General features: G+C 48.6%; 16 protein-coding genes. 3 read left to right on the forward strand and 13 right to left on the reverse strand.

The window, feature by feature from the left end:
• Nucleotides 1–58 precede the first annotated feature (58 nt).
• Nucleotides 59–709, forward strand: a complete 651-nt coding sequence (locus ACHZBS_RS12880) for an XRE family transcriptional regulator (protein WP_319406921.1) — start codon at nucleotides 59–61, stop codon at nucleotides 707–709.
• Between the two features lie 161 nt (nucleotides 710–870).
• Here ACHZBS_RS12880 and ACHZBS_RS12885 read toward each other — a convergent pair whose 3' ends face one another.
• The 7 genes from ACHZBS_RS12885 to ACHZBS_RS12915 form a co-directional block, all read right to left on the reverse strand.
• Nucleotides 871–1,911 carry a zinc-dependent alcohol dehydrogenase family protein gene (locus ACHZBS_RS12885; protein WP_319406922.1) on the reverse strand — a complete coding sequence of 347 codons (1,041 nt, stop codon included), beginning with the start codon at nucleotides 1,909–1,911 and terminating at the stop codon, nucleotides 871–873.
• A 417-nt stretch (nucleotides 1,912–2,328) separates the two neighbouring features.
• The gene (pilQ, locus tag ACHZBS_RS12890; RefSeq protein ID WP_319406923.1) at nucleotides 2,329–4,725 is read right to left on the reverse strand and encodes a type IV pilus secretin PilQ; all 2,397 of its coding nucleotides are present in this window, start codon (nucleotides 4,723–4,725) and stop codon (nucleotides 2,329–2,331) included.
• A gap of 1 nt (nucleotide 4,726) precedes the next feature.
• The gene (locus ACHZBS_RS12895) at nucleotides 4,727–5,350 is read right to left on the reverse strand and encodes a pilus assembly protein PilP (protein WP_319406924.1); all 624 of its coding nucleotides are present in this window, start codon (nucleotides 5,348–5,350) and stop codon (nucleotides 4,727–4,729) included.
• 4 nt (nucleotides 5,351–5,354) lie between these two features.
• Nucleotides 5,355–5,987 carry a type 4a pilus biogenesis protein PilO gene (locus ACHZBS_RS12900; RefSeq protein ID WP_319406925.1) on the reverse strand — a complete coding sequence of 211 codons (633 nt, stop codon included), beginning with the start codon at nucleotides 5,985–5,987 and terminating at the stop codon, nucleotides 5,355–5,357.
• 11 nt (nucleotides 5,988–5,998) lie between these two features.
• A complete protein-coding gene (locus ACHZBS_RS12905; RefSeq protein WP_319406926.1) occupies nucleotides 5,999–6,499 on the reverse strand; it encodes a PilN domain-containing protein in 501 nt (166 codons plus the stop codon).
• Between the two features lie 59 nt (nucleotides 6,500–6,558).
• Complete coding sequence (pilM, locus tag ACHZBS_RS12910) at nucleotides 6,559–7,617, reverse strand: type IV pilus assembly protein PilM (RefSeq protein ID WP_319406927.1); 1,059 nt, start codon at nucleotides 7,615–7,617, stop codon at nucleotides 6,559–6,561.
• Between the two features lie 11 nt (nucleotides 7,618–7,628).
• Nucleotides 7,629–7,991 carry a helix-turn-helix transcriptional regulator gene (locus tag ACHZBS_RS12915; protein ID WP_319406928.1) on the reverse strand — a complete coding sequence of 121 codons (363 nt, stop codon included), beginning with the start codon at nucleotides 7,989–7,991 and terminating at the stop codon, nucleotides 7,629–7,631.
• Nucleotides 7,992–8,528: 537 nt separating this feature from the next.
• Between ACHZBS_RS12915 and ACHZBS_RS12920 the strand changes: the two genes are divergently transcribed.
• Nucleotides 8,529–9,953 (forward strand): ATP-binding protein, encoded by a 1,425-nt coding sequence (locus ACHZBS_RS12920; RefSeq protein WP_319406929.1) that lies wholly within the window; start codon nucleotides 8,529–8,531, stop codon nucleotides 9,951–9,953.
• A complete protein-coding gene (locus ACHZBS_RS12925) occupies nucleotides 9,953–11,335 on the forward strand; it encodes a sigma-54 dependent transcriptional regulator (protein WP_319406930.1) in 1,383 nt (460 codons plus the stop codon). Before ACHZBS_RS12920 ends, ACHZBS_RS12925 begins: the two co-directional genes overlap by 1 nt.
• A gap of 140 nt (nucleotides 11,336–11,475) precedes the next feature.
• Here the strand turns inward: ACHZBS_RS12925 and ACHZBS_RS12930 are convergent, their stop codons facing one another.
• The 6 genes from ACHZBS_RS12930 to recN all read right to left on the reverse strand — a co-directional run bounded on the left by ACHZBS_RS12930 (nucleotide 11,476) and on the right by recN (nucleotide 16,463).
• Nucleotides 11,476–12,123, reverse strand: a complete 648-nt coding sequence (locus ACHZBS_RS12930) for a tetratricopeptide repeat protein (RefSeq protein ID WP_319406931.1) — start codon at nucleotides 12,121–12,123, stop codon at nucleotides 11,476–11,478.
• Nucleotides 12,124–12,155: 32 nt separating this feature from the next.
• A complete protein-coding gene (locus ACHZBS_RS12935) occupies nucleotides 12,156–13,145 on the reverse strand; it encodes an adenosine kinase (RefSeq protein ID WP_319406932.1) in 990 nt (329 codons plus the stop codon).
• Between the two features lie 25 nt (nucleotides 13,146–13,170).
• Entirely contained in the window at nucleotides 13,171–13,608 is a 438-nt protein-coding gene (locus tag ACHZBS_RS12940) for an SH3 domain-containing protein (protein ID WP_319406933.1), read from the reverse strand.
• 82 nt (nucleotides 13,609–13,690) lie between these two features.
• Complete coding sequence (locus tag ACHZBS_RS12945) at nucleotides 13,691–14,386, reverse strand: transcriptional repressor (protein WP_319406934.1); 696 nt, start codon at nucleotides 14,384–14,386, stop codon at nucleotides 13,691–13,693.
• 59 nt (nucleotides 14,387–14,445) lie between these two features.
• Nucleotides 14,446–14,691, reverse strand: coding sequence for a zinc ribbon domain-containing protein (locus ACHZBS_RS12950; RefSeq protein WP_319406935.1), 246 nt, complete (start codon nucleotides 14,689–14,691; stop codon nucleotides 14,446–14,448).
• 74 nt (nucleotides 14,692–14,765) lie between these two features.
• Nucleotides 14,766–16,463: a DNA repair protein RecN gene (gene recN, locus ACHZBS_RS12955; protein ID WP_319406936.1), complete on the reverse strand. Its 1,698-nt coding sequence runs from the start codon at nucleotides 16,461–16,463 to the stop codon at nucleotides 14,766–14,768.
• Nucleotides 16,464–16,586 lie beyond the last annotated feature (123 nt).

Genomic DNA, 16,586 nt, shown 5'->3' on the forward strand with positions numbered 1-16,586 from the left:
CGCCCAATACCGAACCCATCAGGAAAGCCGGGAGAATTCCCGCACCAGGAGCATTGCCATGGAAACAGGCGAAAAGAAACCCCACATCAACGTGGACTATTTCGAAGACCTGACCGGACAAATTAAGGAGGGTACCTGCAGCCAACCTGAAGGTGGCCAGGAAGACATCGGCCAGCGGATCAAGGCGATCCGTGAAGCCAAAGGGCTTTCCCTGGACGAGCTGTCCCACATGACCGGTTTCGATGTGGAGTTTTTATCCGGCATCGAAAGCTGCGAGGTTCAGCCCCAGTTGGGAACGGCCATCAAGCTGTCCAAGGCCCTGGACAGTGCTTTTGGGCGGTTGGTGTCCGGTGTGGGAGAAAAGCTATATTCCATCACCCGCAAAGGGGAACAGAAAATCGTGTCCCGGTCTACCTCAATGAAGGGAAAGAAGCAGGCCTATACCTACCGGAGCCTGGCTCCGGAAGTGAAAGGCCGACATATGGAATCCCTTATCGTCCAGTTGGAAGAGGCACCGGCCGCGGAACGCTCTGTCCACGATGGCGAGGAATTTATCTATGTGCTGGATGGGAAGGTTTCTCTGGATATCGGGGACGATCATTTCGATCTCTCTCCGGGAGACAGCGCTTACTACCTGTCCACCACCCCCCATCTGATTGCCTCCGCCAGTGGCCGGGCTACCATTCTTGCAGTGCTGTACGGAAAGTAATACCGGTGCCACAGATAAACACAAAGGCCATCCCGGTATTATTTATACGGGATGGCCATTATCCATATTCCTCTGTCGGCCGGGGTAATAGCGACGGGGGAGATCTGTCTTAAAAGAATCCTCGGGCCAAATTAAAACTCGAAAAAGTAGCCTGGGTTATCTTAAAATCGATTGATAACGGTTACGCCCGTTTGATCGAACCGGTCCATGACGACCAATTGAGCAATCCCTTCTTCCAGACTCACGGTTCGCCCGATAAGCTTTTCCGGGTGCAGTTTTCCGGCGGCAATCATATCCATCAGCCGTCCGTATTCAAAAGCCTGGATGCCGTGGCTGCCCAGAATTTCCAACTCATGGGCAATGACCAGGTCCATAGGGACGGCCGCATGGCGGTGCTCGGTATTCAGGATACCCACCTGGATATGTTTTCCCCTTTTTCTGAGGCTGGCAACGGAATCGAAACAGGTCCGGGGGCTACCCAATGCATCTACCGATACATGGACTCCACCGCGGGACAGGCTGCGGACGGCTTCGACCACGTCGTCCACGGACCGGGCGTTGATCGTTTCCGAGGCGCCCACGGATCGAGCCATATCCAGCTTGTCATCCGCAATGTCAACCGCGACGACCCGAGCGCCCAGGGCGTCGGCGATCATGATGGCGGACAGGCCCACCCCGCCGCAGCCGAACACGGCCACCCATTGGCCGGCGCCGACCCGGCCCTGGGCGGTGATTCCCCGAAAGGCAGTTACGAACCGGCAGCCCAGGCTGGCAGCGGTGACAAAATCCATTGAATTCGGTAGGCGCACCAGGTTGACATCGGCATACCGGATGGCCACATATTCGGCGAAAGACCCCCATCCTGTGAATCCCGGTTGAAACTGGTGGTCGCAGACCTGGTGGTTGCCTGACAGGCATTGGGGGCATCCCCCGCAGCCGCAAACAAAGGGCAAAGTCACTCGATCGCCGGGCTTCCAGTGGATAACTCCCTTTCCTGCAGCTTGGACAACACCGGCCAGTTCGTGCCCGGGTACATGGGGCAGATGGATATCCGGGTCGTGTCCCATCCATCCATGCCAGTCACTCAAGCATAATCCCGTCGCTTTAACTTTGATAACCACGCCGTCTTTCGGAGGGGTCGGGTCGGGTAGATTTTTAATGGTAACAGAGCCCCCGAACTCTTCATAATAGGCTGCACGCATCGATCTTTCCTCAGGTGGGTTTCATTCAGTGTTTATCATTATTGCCAATTCCCTGTAACAAGATACCCCGCGATTAGCGCGGGGTATCTTGTAGCTCCGAGAGTAAAACGGTTGCGGCAATCGTATCAAGGACTCACCTTATCCAACACAAAACACGGGGCGTGACGGATTGTATGAATTTTCAAAGGTTTTAGAAAAGCAGATAACCACGCGCTGATGGCGGTTGCCCTGCTATTGGTTCCCCCAAACGGTTGGTTTCCCATTTTCAATTATATCACCGTTCAAGGGTAAAGGAATACTTTTTGGTGCGTCCACTATCTAATAGACGAGCGACCATCATTTTGGGAGATGTGGTCGCTCGTTAAAAAGAAACGGTTCGGGTTTGTCGAAAGCCGCTATTTTCTGAAATGAGCTGGTCTATCGCTGCTCCAGCTGCACAATTTTCGGGTTCATAAATATAAGTAATTCATCGTTAGTCGCTTCCTCAATATTGCTCTGAAACATCAACCCAAGAACCGGGATTTTGTGAAGCCCCGGAAAGGCCGATTTCTCTTTGGTCGCTCTTGACTTGATGATGCCGCCAATTACGATCGTATCCCCGTCGTTCACAAGAAGTTGTGTCTGTGCCTCGTTTGTAGAAATGACGGGCACACCATCAACAAAACCGGTGACATCATTTTTCTGGATAACGATATCCATGGAAATCCGGTTGTCCGGCGTTACGTGAGGCGTAACTTCAAGCATAAGATCGACATCTTTAAATTTTACGGAAGATCCGCCCGCTGAGTCCCGCTCCAAATATCCTATTTCCTGTCCCTGCTTGATCTTCGCTTTTTTGTTATTCAGGGTTGCAATTTTCGGAGCAGAGAGAATCTTGCCATTCCCATTGGATTCGAGGGCTGTCAGAATGGCATCCAGGGTAAACGGAGTCCCGGCGATTTTTGCAAAATTCAATTGAAAGCCATTGGTGGTAGCCGCCGGATAGTTCATCGCGACGGATGTGCTATATCGCGATTTGCCATTGTTGACCGTTACCGGTCCGACACCCAGATTCCACTCAAATCCGAGTTCCTTGGAATAATTCTCGTTGACTTCGACCACCCGGGCTTCGATGATCACCTGGGCGGTTACCTTGTCGATTTGTCTAGCGATTTCCAGAGCATTGTCAATCTTATCAGCCGTATCGGTCATGATAATCTGATTGTTTTTGACATCGACTGAAACGGAGCCGCGATCTTTGGTTACGATATTTTGAATATGGGGAAGCACCTCTTTGGTAGCATCGGAGTAACTGATCGGAATGTATCGTGTTTCCAGAGGTTCCAGAGATTTTATTTGCGCCTTTTCTTTTTGTAGAGAGGCAATTTGCGCGTTCCTGAGATCGTTTTCTTTTTTCAGGGTTGCCAGGGTGGCAATCCGGACGATATCGCCCTCCACGATCATGCCGAGTTGGTTCATTCTCAGCACCAAGTCCATCACTTGATCCCACGGAACCGGCTTGTCAAGCGTCAGTGTAACTTTGCCGCTAACATCATCGTCGATGGCAAAGTTTTTACCGCTGACTTCCCGTAGAATCCGGAATACATTTTTGATGTCGGTTTGAAAGAAATCCAGGGCGATTTTCTCGCCGGTGTATTTTTTGATATTTTTTCTTAAAACCATTGCCTGGTCGCTGTCTAACGCTGTCTCAAGAGAAGAAGACGCGTCGGCCGTTGTCTCCGCGGGTTTTATCCCCGAGGCCTGGCTTTCGTCCGGAAGTTGCATTGCCTTGGGGTATGTGGAAACAACATCAGCCGGTCCAATAGTTTCCTCAAGGGCCTTCTTCCAGGCAGGAAGATTGGCCTCGTCGGCCGGTACAGGTGGGACAGAGGATGCTTCAAAGTGGACCAACAGAAGTCCTCCGGTCTGCTCCGTATAGTAAGGGACGGGTTCCCGGAGCTCGATGGAGAAAATTGAAAAGTTCTTCATGGATGGCAGCTGGATCGGCATGATACGGTTAACAGCGCTTTCAAAACGCGTTGTTATCAGCGGACGCTGTCTGAAGTCAGCGATGTTGGCGTTGGCTAAACGTAATTCTAGAAGTTTATCCGATATTTTTTTAATGTCGTAATCGACCGGGGCCGTTGTTTCGATTGAAAGTGTTGATCGGCCGTCTTTTTCTCCTAGAAAATCGATTCGGTTGACCCATATCTGATTTTCTTTCCCAATCCTGGCGCCCGTGCCTTGGAAAGCACCGGACGGTTTAATGGCTTCGATGCGGGAAGGATCCATGGCGCGAGTTTCTGTGCCCGTCCCCAGTTGCTGGGTTGCGCCGGTTTGGGATGTCGGGGTGTTGCTGGCTCTGCCTGAACCGGGAATGGCCTTATCAAACTGGATTTTGAGTGAAGGGCCGTCTTGAACTACATTGTACGGAACGTCCGATGCCAGAAGAATTTCGATACGCGTGGTACTGTTTTTTGCCTCGATTTGGCCTGCGTGAATTGAAGTGACAGGGTTTCCCGAGGATTGTACATCGGTTTTGGAAACGTTCAACCGGGTGTTTGGAAAGTATAGAACCACACCAAGGGGAAGCGGTTGTTTGACTGATGTGTAAGTCAACGGACCGATTCCGTCAATCACAACGTTCATCGTGTCCGCTTCTTCAGATAATCCGATAGATGTGATTTCCATGGATTGGGAAGGATCAACATCGGTCACACCGGTTTGACGACTAGAATTTTGAGTTGCACATCCTGGAAATAGAAAGGCAACAATCAATCCAAGGCAAAAAACAAGTGTCAATCTCTTTGAAAATTTGATCCTGAAGTTGTGCATATCACTCTCCAGCTGGTTTCTGAAGTTTTATTTCGGTATTTTGAAGAATTAGTTCTCCCAGAAGGTTCTCTATTTCTTCTTCGACGATCACGCTGTTCGCGTTGATCTGCGTCACGATTCCTGAATTTAAGCCGATATAGGTCCCAATTTTGATGATATAGCCTTTTCCGGTGTTTTCTTCTACGAGTGCTTTGTTTCCTGATGAAGAGCGAATGATTGCCACCAGCTTAAGCTGGTTAAGGCTTATTTTCTCTAAAGGAGTCTGTGGAATGCGTTTCTTTCTTTTGCTTTTGTCACTTTTATCCGCAACGGTCTCTTTTTTATCTTCCCTAAATAGAGGTATAAACGGGTTTAGCCGCTCCGTGGGATCGTAAATTCGCTTAGCTACTTTTTGTTCTTCTTCTTTCGTATCGGTTGACTCAGTCTCTTTTACAGAAGCCACGGCTGTCGGACTTTCATCTTTCTGCTGCAGAGCTTCTGGCTTGGTTTGTACGGAAATCTTCTTGCTGATCACCGGAGCCTGGGATTGGGATGGCTCTTTTTGATCACCGCAGTTCCAGAGAAAACACGAAATCAGCAGAATCAGAGTCACAACAGGGTAAGATTTTCTAAATTGCATGGGCATGATTTTACCGCTTTTTCTTCTTAGACGTCTTTTTTTGCGTTTCGGAAGCTTCAATAAATTTATATGTCACCGCAGTACATGTCGTCGTCAGGGACGCACCATCCTTATCCGGCGTCATGTATATATCCCTGATATTTACGATTCGATTCAGTTCCGCAACATTTTCAAAAAAGGTTGCTACACCATGATAGTCTCCGGTAACTTTCATCGCTACAGGAATTTCGGCGTAAAAATCTTTTTTTACCTCAGGCTTGGGCTGAAACAGAAGAAAATTGAGTCCCGCGTCTTTTCCGGATTTTGAAATGCCGGTGAGCAGGGTGGGGATTTCTTCATTTTCAGGCAATGCCCGCATTACAATTTTAAATTGCTCTTCGGCGTCCTGCATTTTTTTCCTATACGCATTCAACTGCCGCGCATTTTTTTTGGCAACCTCCAGCTCTTTTTCGATTTTTGATAAATTGTTCTTGAGCTGGTCGATTTTCTTCAATTTGGGAAGATATGAAAAGTAGACGAAAGCACCAATAAATAATATCAACAGACCTGCGCAGATAGCGATCCGTTGGATTTTGGAAAGCTGCTCAAGCTTGTCAAAAACCGGATTGACTTTTTCTATGGAAACCGCTTTGCCTTTCTTCATTTCCTCATTACCTATTTAGGTTGATCCTTAAGGGGAGCTTTGCGAAACCTGATATCAAACCTTTTCAGTTGCAACCCTTTGACCGATGTGTCCTGGTTGATGGTCAACAGTTTGATATCGACATATTTTAAGGATGCTTCAATCCGGGTCATATATTCCGCAATCGTCGGGTTGTCCAAGGCGATTCCGACGACCTTAACATTTCCGGATTTTTCCTCTAATCCCGTCAGCCACATCCGCTTTTCTATTAACAGTCTGGACATATCGTCAAGCAGTTCAACTGGCGCTTTTCTGGTCAGGTCCAACGATTTGATAACTTCAATCTTTCTTTTCAGAATATCCAGTTTTTTCTTGATATCCGCGATCTCTTTGTTGATTTTGTTATACTTTTCAACCTGCGCCTTGGTCTCTTTAATCTGGTTGTCTAAGGATTTTATTTTGCCGGATAATAAATAGTTGAACCAGGAGGCGACAATCACAACCAAGACAAGTGACAACAGAAATATGGACACTTGTCGCCTAATATTCTCTTTTTTCCGTGCGGCTCGAAATGGGAGTAAATTAATGCGTATCATTTGTCATCAACTTTTCTTGTTGCCAATCCCATGCTGATTGAGGCCTGGGGGGCTATGCGTTTTAGAAATTCCACATCAAACCGGTTCTCATCTATGTGAAGCCCTTCAAAGGGATTTATGGTGACCACTTCCGCGGAGGTTTCGACAGACAACAACTGCCTGAATTCCTTTATATTGCCACCTCCTCCACTGAGAATTATTTTTTTGATTTGATCATCGGGATAGGTTGAATAAAAGAAGTCCAGCGCCCGCCTGATTTCAGTGCACCAGTCTGAAACGACGGATGAAACGATGTCTGAGAGGTCACCGGCGGTTATCTTTTCGGATTGGTCGCCAAACTTGATCTGCTCGGCTTCTTCAATGGAACAGTCGATGAGCGATGCGATCTTCTGATTTATCTGGCCACATCCGAGCGAAACATCTCTCATGAAGACAGATGCCCTGCCTTTCAAGATATTTAATGAAGTTTTGCTTGCTCCGATATCAATGAGTGCAATGTTCTCATCTTCAGCAGGGGAATAATTAAACTCGTAAATATTTTGAAGGGCAAATGCATCTACATCTATGATGCATGGATTCAGTCCTGCCATTTGGGCAAGATTGACGTAGTCATTGACCATTTCTTTTTTTGCGGCAACCAGCAGTACGTTCATCTGGTTTGGGTTGGTTTCATTCTCACCCAGAATTTGGAAATCCAAATTCACGTCAGATATATCAAAGGGGATGTATTGTTCCGCCTCAAAACTGATTGTGTCCTGAAGCTGCTCCTCCGGCATGGACTGAACATTGATCTTTTTTACGATGACCGAGTAGCCACCAACCGAGAGGGCCACATTATGGCCTTTTATGCCATAATTCTTAAACATTTGACGGATGGTGTCTGCGACTTGTTCTGCATCTTTTATTGCGCCATCTTCGATAAGTCCCGGAGCGATATCGATGATGCCGAACCGTTCAAGGGAAACACCCTTCTTCGTTTCGGAGATTTCCGCCGCTTTAATGGATCTGGACCCGATGTCCAATCCAACTATTTGGTCTTTTTTTCCAAAAAACATGGTTCGCTCTTTTATTCACCAAAGATTTTTTTACTGTCCGACAGGCTGTACCCCAAAGCCAGCAAGATTTTTCTTTTGGTTTCCAGCCGACACGGTTTCCCTTCTTCAATCCGCGTAATCGTAATCGGAGAGACATTCGCTTCTCTCGCCAGTTCCGATTTGCTCATCAGGAGGGACTCTCTTATTTTTTTTAACGAATTCTTCACCATTTGATCCATCGTCTTATGGCAATCAAAAAAGTAAAAACAGCGTTCGCTTTTCAAAGAAGATTGGGGCTTACTGTCTGTCAATTTGAACGGGAATGCCGACTCTTGATTTCGATTCAAGACCGAAAAGAAGTCGTTGTCAAGTAAAATTATATGACTTTTATGCATAATTTAGTCTATTTAATATATATTGTGGCTCCATAACGATAATTACCCTTATCTTGTGTGGTGGCAGCGTCCATTTTTTTAATATTTCAATGGGCGTTATTTATTTCTCTTCTTAAGGGTCGTTTTTTAATAGTTTGAATTGACGATTGAGCTGAAACAGTAAATTGCAGCAGATCAAATAATAATTATCCCTAAGATTTATTGGCGCGGTGCCACGTATCGATGTAGAAAAAAAATAGTTTAACGCTCTGGGCATTTATTCACCGCACATTGACATGACCCGCTGGTTTCTTTATATGGCATTACAACGGTTTCCGGTGCTATGCTTTCACTTCGGCACTCACAACGAAAACTTTAGTCGCTTGTGTGTCCCCTCGACGAAATATTTGAAATGCGACGTGTCCGGTATATGTGATGGATATGATGACAATCGGTGCGATAGACCGCTATGCATTTAGATTTCTTGAACAATCTAAACAGATTGGTTTGTTTTAGATATAAGATTGCCCTGCCATTCATGGCAGCAATGGAAACGTCATGAAACCGTCCAGCTTTGCAGAACGGGCCAAACCCTTTCGTCTGGTAAAATATTTTACCTTTACCAGCCTTATTGTCATTTTTATTGGAACGATCATCCTTTCCGTGCTTAACACCCATTGGGTTCGTTCAATGCAATACCAGAAAAGCGAAGACTATGCATTGCTGCTTATCGAGAACCTGAACCATCAGGTGTTTTTGCAGTTTATTCTTCCTGTGGGGTTAAAGTATGGAAAAATCGAACTCAGGAATCAGGAACAGTTCGAAAGAATGGACAGTGTCGTCCGCAGCACGTTGCACAGTTTCAAAGTTGAAATGGTCAATATTTACAGCAAAAATGATATCATTGCCTATAGTTTTTCACCTGAACTGGTGGGAATGGAAAATCTTGGAGGAACTTTCTATAAAAATGCGCTGGACGGGCAATCATCCTCTAAGCTTGTTCAAAACGGTGCATTTTGGGAAATTCTTCTGGGGATTCCAAAGGAGATTAAAATCATCACTTTTGCTCCCTTAAGGGCGGAGAAGCCTTTGTCTCCGATCTCTGGACCGGTATTGGGCGTCGTTGAAATCAGACAGGATTTGTCGAGCGATTACCGCAAAATTTTCAAGTTTCAGGTACTGGTGATTTGCACTATCAGTGTTGTCATGGGGATTTTGCTGCTTACCTTGATTTATGTCGTGAAGCGAGGTGAGGGCATTATCGAAAAGCGGGCTTTAGAACGAATACGGCTAAAAGACCAGCTGGCCAAAGCCAAGCACCTGTCCTCGCTGGGAGAGATGGTTGCCGGCGTTTCCCACGAGATCAGAAACCCATTGGGGATTATCAGCAGTTCCGCTGAATTGCTGAAAAAGAAAATGGCTCCCCAGGACAACCTCAATGCCATCGCTGATATCATCGTGGCGGAAGCGCGGCGCTTGAACGATATCATAACTGATTTTTTAAACTACGCACGTCCCAAAAAACCCAACCGAAGTCTATGCCGAATTGATGAAGTGGTTACAAAAAATATTCATTTTCTCGAACATCAGATTAAAGAAAACGGATATGTCATCAGGACATTTTTCGATGACGAGATCCCCGTTATCATGGCCGATGGAGACATGCTATACCAGGCGTTTCTCAACCTGCTTATCAATGGGATGCAGGCCATGCCCCATGGTGGTGAGATTGACGTGACCATTGAAACGGGTGATGGTTCCCTGTGGGTATACATCGAAGACGAAGGCGAGGGTGTCTCCGCATCGGTCATGGAAAAGATTTGGGATCCGTTTTTTACTACCAAAGAGAAGGGTACGGGTTTGGGGTTGGGGATCGTAAGAAACATTATTGAAGCCAATGATGGAATGATTCGGATTGATAACCGCAGTGAAAAAGGGGCCCGGGTTTCCGTCAAGTTTCCGTTAAGCCAGGAGTCGAAATAATGGAAACCATCCTCATTGTTGACGATGAGAAAAATTACACTCTCATCCTATCGGCGATCCTGGAAGATGAGGGATTTGAGACGCTTACAGCCAACAGCGGACCAGAGGCGCTGGAGACGCTTTCCCAATCCGACGTCGATCTGGTAGTTACGGATATGAAAATGCCGATTATGGACGGCATCGATCTTCTTGAGAATATAAAGGAAAAAGATGCGGATCTTCCGGTTATCATGATGACCGCCCACGGCACCGTTGAAAAGGCTGTGGAGGCCATGCAGAAAGGGGCCTATAACTATATCCTCAAGCCTTTCGATAATGAACGGCTTGTTCTTTATGTCAACAAGGCGATTTCCATGTATCGTGTGGTCAAGGAGAACCGCCAGCTCAGGCGTGCTGTAGAAGGCCGCTATAGCTTTCACAATATTATCGGCAAGAGCAAGGCCATGCAGGATGTCTTTCACCTCATCCGAAAAGTCGCACCGGCTATGGCAACGGTCCTTATCGAAGGGGCAAGCGGGACGGGAAAGGAACTGGTGGCGAATGCCCTGCACTTTAACAGCCCCAGAAAAAACAAACCTTTTGTGGCGGTCAATTGTTCCGCCTTGGCCGAGACACTTTTAGAGAGTGAGTTGTTCGGCCATGAAAAAGGGGCATTCACCGGTGCAGTCTCCATGAAAAAAGGGCGTTTCGAAATCGCAGACGGAGGGACCCTTTTTCTGGATGAAATCGGAGAACTTTCGTTGGCCCTGCAGGTGAAACTGCTTCGTGTCCTGCAAGAGCGGGTGATCGAACGGGTGGGAGGGGTAAAACCGATTCCCGTCAATATCCGTTTAATTGCTGCAACCAACAAATCCCTGAAAGAAGAGGTGGCCAAGGGTAATTTTCGGGAAGACCTGTTTTATCGGCTCAATGTGGTTTCTGTCACCCTGCCGTCGCTGCGTGAACGGCTTGAGGACGTCCGGCCCCTGGTGGGACATTTTATTGCCAAATACAGCGGTGAGCGTAACATGGGCTTGCCCGTGACCGGAATTGACCGGGACGTGGAGCGCCTGTTTTACGAATACGACTGGCCGGGAAATGTACGGGAGTTGGAAAATGTCATCGAACGGGCGGTGGTGATGAGTCCGGGGGAGATCATTCAGGTCTCTGACCTTCCTAAAGATTTCATTGATAATGCCCATAGCACCTTGCATATTGACGGCATTCCGATAGATGCTAATTTGTATGACACCCTGGTGCTTGTGGAAAAGAACATGATTCTCCGGGCATTGAAAAAAGCCAATTATGTACAGGCCCACGCGGCAGACTTGTTGGGCATCGGCAAAAGTGGGTTGAATCAAAAAATAAAAAAATACAAGCTGTTTGCAAAAGATAAATCCTAAAAACGACCTCTCATTAATTAATAGAAAAAGGGCAAACAAATCGTCGCCCTTTTCAATTTACTGATAATATTTGAATTCTCGGGAATCCGTCACCATCGACTCCTGTATCCAGAAATAGGGTGTTTGCTTCCCTTCAACCGCTAAACCTTCTCCCTCACCAAGTCGGCATACATGCTCTCCGGGAAATCGGTTAAAAGTTGTTTATACAGAGCGGTACTTTTCTCTTTCTTGCCGGTTGCCTCATAAAGCCATGCCAGATTGAAAAGTGCGCCGCTTTTCATGGTTTTTTCCCGGTCTGCCGAAATCGTTTCAAAATAGTGAATGGACTGAGGGTAATCTTTTTTCAGAACAAATGCATGCCCCAGTCCGCTCAGGATGAGGTTTTTCAATGCCGGAGACTGGTTAAAATCATCCAGCGCTTGGGTATACATGGCAATGGCGGTATCGGCGTCCCCGGCATTGTAACTGATATCTCCGTAAATGATTCGGGCGATTTTCACAGCGTTTTTTGAACTATATTTATCAAAAAGATCGGCAAAATCGGCCTTCACCCGATCATAAGCCGTTTTGGGATTCGTGTCCTGAAGGGCGGCTGAATACTTGGCCACGGCTTTTTCAACCAGCCCAGAGGCCCGGTTTTCATTCCGGTGGGAAATCTGTCGTACCGTTACAACAGCCAACAGCAGCGCAACAAGGATCCCCGCGCTGATCAGAATCGTTTTTAAATTGGACCGTCCGAAGGCGATCAGTTTCCCTGAAAAGGTAATGAACTGATCGGGTTCTTTCAAAAGTTGTTTTCTTGTTACTGCCCCTTTGGCCATTATTCCTCCAGTTTCTTTTTGATTCGTGTCCATCCATCGGCGGGGATATCGGCGCCGACCACCTGACATACTTCATATCCGCATGCCGAAGCAAGCGTGCCGCTTTTTTCGAGGGCAAAACCGCAAACCAGTCCATATAAAAACCCGGACGCCCAGAGATCTCCGGCGCCGGTTGTGTCAACGGCCGCTCCCGAGCCCTGTGCCGGAATCCGCCAAACACGATCTTCATGTTGGATGAAGCTTCCCCGTGCGCCGACTTTCAGGGCGGCAATACTGACATGACGGGCCAATCGGTCCAGTGCCTGCGCTTCGTCCTTCAAGCCGGTATAGGCCAAGGCTTCATCTTCATTGGCGATAAGAATGTCAACAGATTGTTCGATTATATCATCGAGCAGGGCTTTGGACTGCTCGACCACAGTAAAGCTGGATAGATCCAGAGAAACCAAGGCCCCTGCATTTTTGGCGGCTTTCAACGAGGCCGTCATTAAATCGGGATTGAACAGCAGGTAGCCCTCCATGTGGACCACCGCACTGTCCGTGAAGCATTCCGGCGTGATTTCTTCCGGCTGGGTGTCGGCCGATGCGCCTAAATAGGTGATCATAGTGCGTTGTGCATCGGGGGTAATGATGGAAAGTACCCGGCCGGTGGGCAGTGCCGATATCGTCAAAAAAGGGTCCACCCCCCGGTCAACAAGGGCATTTTGAAAAAATTGCCCGGTTTCGTCGTTTCCCCGTTTACCGACGAAGCGGGCTCGCCCGCCTAACCGTCCGATGCCCACGGCTGTGTTGCAGGCCGATCCGCCCGGTACAACGATGGGCCGGGTAGACGCCTGATTCAGAATTTTTTCCAACTCCGGCATATCCACCAGGGTCATGCCGCCTTTTTTAACACCGATGCGCCGGACAAAGTCATCGGTTTCGTTGACCAGGATGTCTACAAGGGCTGAACCGAGTCCAACGATCCGCGTTTTTCCATCCTGTCGTTTCAAACCGACTCCTTCGTTAGCGAGGTCCCTACCATACCAGAGATCGATGTATCCACCCTTGATCGCCATCCGCATGGACCACATGTAGCCAGTCCCCTTTTTCTTCCAGCACTTTAAAGGGCACGCCTTTGTCTACGGTAAACTGGATATCGTTAGTGGTTCCGGGTCCCGAACGAACGTTGCAATTATCGTTTTTAACAATCACGGTGCTAACGTTGGCGAGAAGGGAGTTGTGGATCCACCCGCGATCGCCTTCGAAATCCTCGAAGAGGTACCAGCTGCCTTGCTTCTGGACCACCTCCAGGGGATGATATTTCTCCACCTGCCAGATGACCACATCGCTGGTATCCGGTCCGGAGCGAATATTGGCGATATCAGCTTTCACGCTCAAGCGTTCCGCAATAGCGAGATCCGTGCCGGCAAAAATCAGTAGGAATGCCAGAATGATGGGAATGGATTTCTTCATTGTTGATAACTGTCTTCGGTGTAGCGTGCCCGTGGCCTCTATCTTAGGAGAAACATATTACAGGCAGGTTTGCAATGACGAACTACTCCGTGTTGGGCTTGACCTGAACCATCAGCTTTCGGGCCATGCCTCGTCCGAGTACGATTCGTTTGTAATCGACGCCAATCACCAACTGCCCCTGCCCTGAATTGGTGATCACGTCCACTTCATCGCCAATTCGAAGGCCCATGGCCATCAATCGTGCCCGCGCCATGGGGCCGCCGTCCAGCCGGACGATCACCAATCGCTCCCCCCGGGGTGCTTCGGAAAGCGGGAGCAGTTCCCGGCGTTGGGACATGCATTGTTCGCAGATGCCGTACATTTCCATTTTGTGCTGGAGCAGGTGGAAACCATAGCGTTCTGCTGCCTTGACCTGAATCGTCTCCAGCTGTGGGTCTTCAAATTCCACTATTTTTCGGCATTTGGTGCAGACCATGTGATCATGGTGCTGCCCCAGATGCAGATGTTCATACAGAATTTCTCCATTGTCGAACTGCTGTTTACTGGCGAACCCATACTGACACATCAGTTTTAGCGTGTCACGGACAAATTCAGGTTCCAGCCGGTATCCCAGTTCGATGAGCCGTTCGATCATCTGAGCAGAAGAAACATGACCATCGGTCTGCATAAAGGCTTCCATGACCGCAAACCGATCCTCGAAGTCTGTGAGCTGATCCTGTTTGAACAGCTTGCAGAACTGTTCTTTTTCCTGCTTATGCAGTGTATGTGTATGTGGCATGGGTTGACCTTAAATGAAACAATAGATCGAATATCAACGCCGGAATAAAAATATCGGTCTCATGCCGGCCCGGGGATGGTATAGGTGGTGCACGAGCCAGAGCTGCAGGTCCGTGTCTGGGAACCGGAATCGGCAGGCTGGCCGGAACCGCCGCCGGTGATCGTGTGGTTCGTGGTTGAGAGGATTCTTTCCAGGTTGCCGGAACCGCAATGGGTACAGGCCATTTCCACCTCCTCCTGTTTATTCATCACCAAAAGTTCCATGTATTGGTCACAGTCCAAGCATTTAAATTCAAAAATGGGCATTTCAATCTCCTTAACGCAAAAGTTTTTAAACACTGGTTATTATTTATAGATTGTCAAGCTCCGGGTATTCTCCGTCATGAGGTCATCAGGGTTCGTGCATGTTCCAAAGCGGTCCGCGTAATTTTTTCTCCGCCCAGCATGCGGGCGATCTCTTTGATCCGCTCTTCCTGGTCCATTGGCTTGATCGCAGTGGTCGTCCGGCCGTTTTTGACCTGTTTTTCTATATAATAATGATAGCCGCCGAAGCGGGCAATCTGAGGTAAATGGGTGATGCAGATGAGCTGATGTTTTTTGGAGAGGGTTTTTAATTTTCTGCCCACCACGTCGGCCACGGCACCACCGATACCGGCATCCACCTCGTCGAAGATCACCGTCCCCACTGCTTCGGTTTCCGCCAGTATCGCTTTTAGCGCCAGTACCACCCGGGAGAGCTCACCTCCTGAGGCAATGGATGCAAGGGGTTTTAACGATTCCCCTACATTGGGGGCGATCATGAACGCCGCCTGATCGATGCCGGTGGCGGTCAATAAATTGCCATCCACGCAAAGCCACGGTGATGTATTCGTGTTGCAGGGGGCACAGAAAAAGTGGACACCGAACCGGGTGCCGGCCATCTTCAGACTGTCAAGTTCCTTTTCAACGGATTCGGCAAAATTGGCGGCCACCCGTTTTCGTTCTTCGGACAAACGTCGGCCCAAGTCTGCCAGTTGATTGTAATCGTTCTGCAACTGCGCTTCGGCGCGCTTAATGTCATCATCGATAGTGGCGATGCCGGAAAGCTCGGCATCAATTGCATCACGCCTCATGAAAAGCGCTTCCAAGGAGCCGCCGTATTTGCGCTTCAATTTGTTGATCAGGTCCAAGCGGGCTTCCACCGAATCAAGCCGTTCGGTTTCGGTGTCCAGGGTCCCCAGGTAAGACCGCAAGGTTTCCGTTAAATCTTCCAGACCGAAAATGTGGTCGGAAAGCCCCTGCGCGCCGGTCATCAACCCATCGTCCAGATTGGCGGCTTTCTCCAGATTCTTGCGGACTTCACCCAGCTGTTCCAGAATGGCGCCATCGGCCCCGTGAAGGGCTTCGAGGGCGGAAAATACGGATTCGTGGAGGAATGCGGCGTGCTTGAGCCGCAGTCGTTCTTTTTCCAGAGAATCGTCTTCGCCAGGAAGAATATCGGCATGGGCAATCTCGGCAGTCTGGTACCGAAGCAGGTCCATTTCCTTTTCCTGATTGGCTTTTTTCTCTTTTAGGGCTTGAAGTTTTTGGGACAGCGGAGCCACTTTCCCATATAGCTCCGTCACTTGTCCAACCTGTGGTAAAAGACCGCCAAAACGGTCCAGGATGGCCAGATGGGTCTCTTCCCTGAGCAACCCCTGGTGGGCATGCTGGCCGGAAATACTGGCCAGATCCGCAGTGATGGTGGCCAGCATCTGCATGGTGGCCATGCGGTCGTTGATGTAGATGCGATGGCGGTCATTGCCGGCGATGATCCTGCGCACCAGCAGGCCGTCTTCTGGATCATAGCCGTTTTCTGCCATGATTGCAGCTGCAGCGGACGCTTTGGGGACATCGAAAAAAGCTGACAGTTCGGCGGTATCGTAGCCGTCCCTGATCATTTTAGCGCTGGCGCGGGATCCCAGCAGCAGATTCACTGCGTTGATGATAATGGATTTGCCTGCGCCGGTTTCGCCGCTTAAAATGGTCAGCCCATCCTCGAAGTGGATATTCAGGTCGTCGATAATGGCGAAATTCTTGATTAACAGCTCTTTTAACATAGTGAACGCCTCCACAGCGTCACCGTCGGCGATTGCACGACGAATCGCGGTTATCATAAAAAAGGCAACGGCGGGAATCAAGCATTATCGTAACCGATGATGTTTCAGAACGGGAGGACGGTG

The organism is uncultured Desulfosarcina sp., assembly GCF_963664155.2.
Classification (GTDB): domain Bacteria; phylum Desulfobacterota; class Desulfobacteria; order Desulfobacterales; family Desulfosarcinaceae; genus Desulfosarcina.

Bases quoted from the DNA above. Each gene is read 5' to 3' on its own strand.
- ACHZBS_RS12945 (WP_319406934.1), bottom strand. From the start codon at position 14,386: ATGCCACATACACATACACTGCATAAGCAGGAAAAAGAACAGTTCTGC.
- ACHZBS_RS12900 (WP_319406925.1), bottom strand. From the start codon at position 5,987: ATGAAGAAAGGCAAAGCGGTTTCCATAGAAAAAGTCAATCCGGTTTTT.
- ACHZBS_RS12895 (WP_319406924.1), bottom strand. From the start codon at position 5,350: ATGCCCATGCAATTTAGAAAATCTTACCCTGTTGTGACTCTGATTCTG.
- ACHZBS_RS12925 (WP_319406930.1), top strand. From the start codon at position 9,953: ATGGAAACCATCCTCATTGTTGACGATGAGAAAAATTACACTCTCATC.
- pilM (WP_319406927.1), bottom strand. From the start codon at position 7,617: ATGTTTTTTGGAAAAAAAGACCAAATAGTTGGATTGGACATCGGGTCC.
- ACHZBS_RS12920 (WP_319406929.1), top strand. From the start codon at position 8,529: ATGAAACCGTCCAGCTTTGCAGAACGGGCCAAACCCTTTCGTCTGGTA.
- recN (WP_319406936.1), bottom strand. From the start codon at position 16,463: ATGTTAAAAGAGCTGTTAATCAAGAATTTCGCCATTATCGACGACCTG.
- ACHZBS_RS12940 (WP_319406933.1), bottom strand. From the start codon at position 13,608: ATGAAGAAATCCATTCCCATCATTCTGGCATTCCTACTGATTTTTGCC.
- ACHZBS_RS12915 (WP_319406928.1), bottom strand. From the start codon at position 7,991: ATGCATAAAAGTCATATAATTTTACTTGACAACGACTTCTTTTCGGTC.
- ACHZBS_RS12950 (WP_319406935.1), bottom strand. From the start codon at position 14,691: ATGCCCATTTTTGAATTTAAATGCTTGGACTGTGACCAATACATGGAA.
- ACHZBS_RS12880 (WP_319406921.1), top strand. From the start codon at position 59: ATGGAAACAGGCGAAAAGAAACCCCACATCAACGTGGACTATTTCGAA.
- ACHZBS_RS12885 (WP_319406922.1), bottom strand. From the start codon at position 1,911: ATGCGTGCAGCCTATTATGAAGAGTTCGGGGGCTCTGTTACCATTAAA.
- pilQ (WP_319406923.1), bottom strand. From the start codon at position 4,725: ATGCACAACTTCAGGATCAAATTTTCAAAGAGATTGACACTTGTTTTT.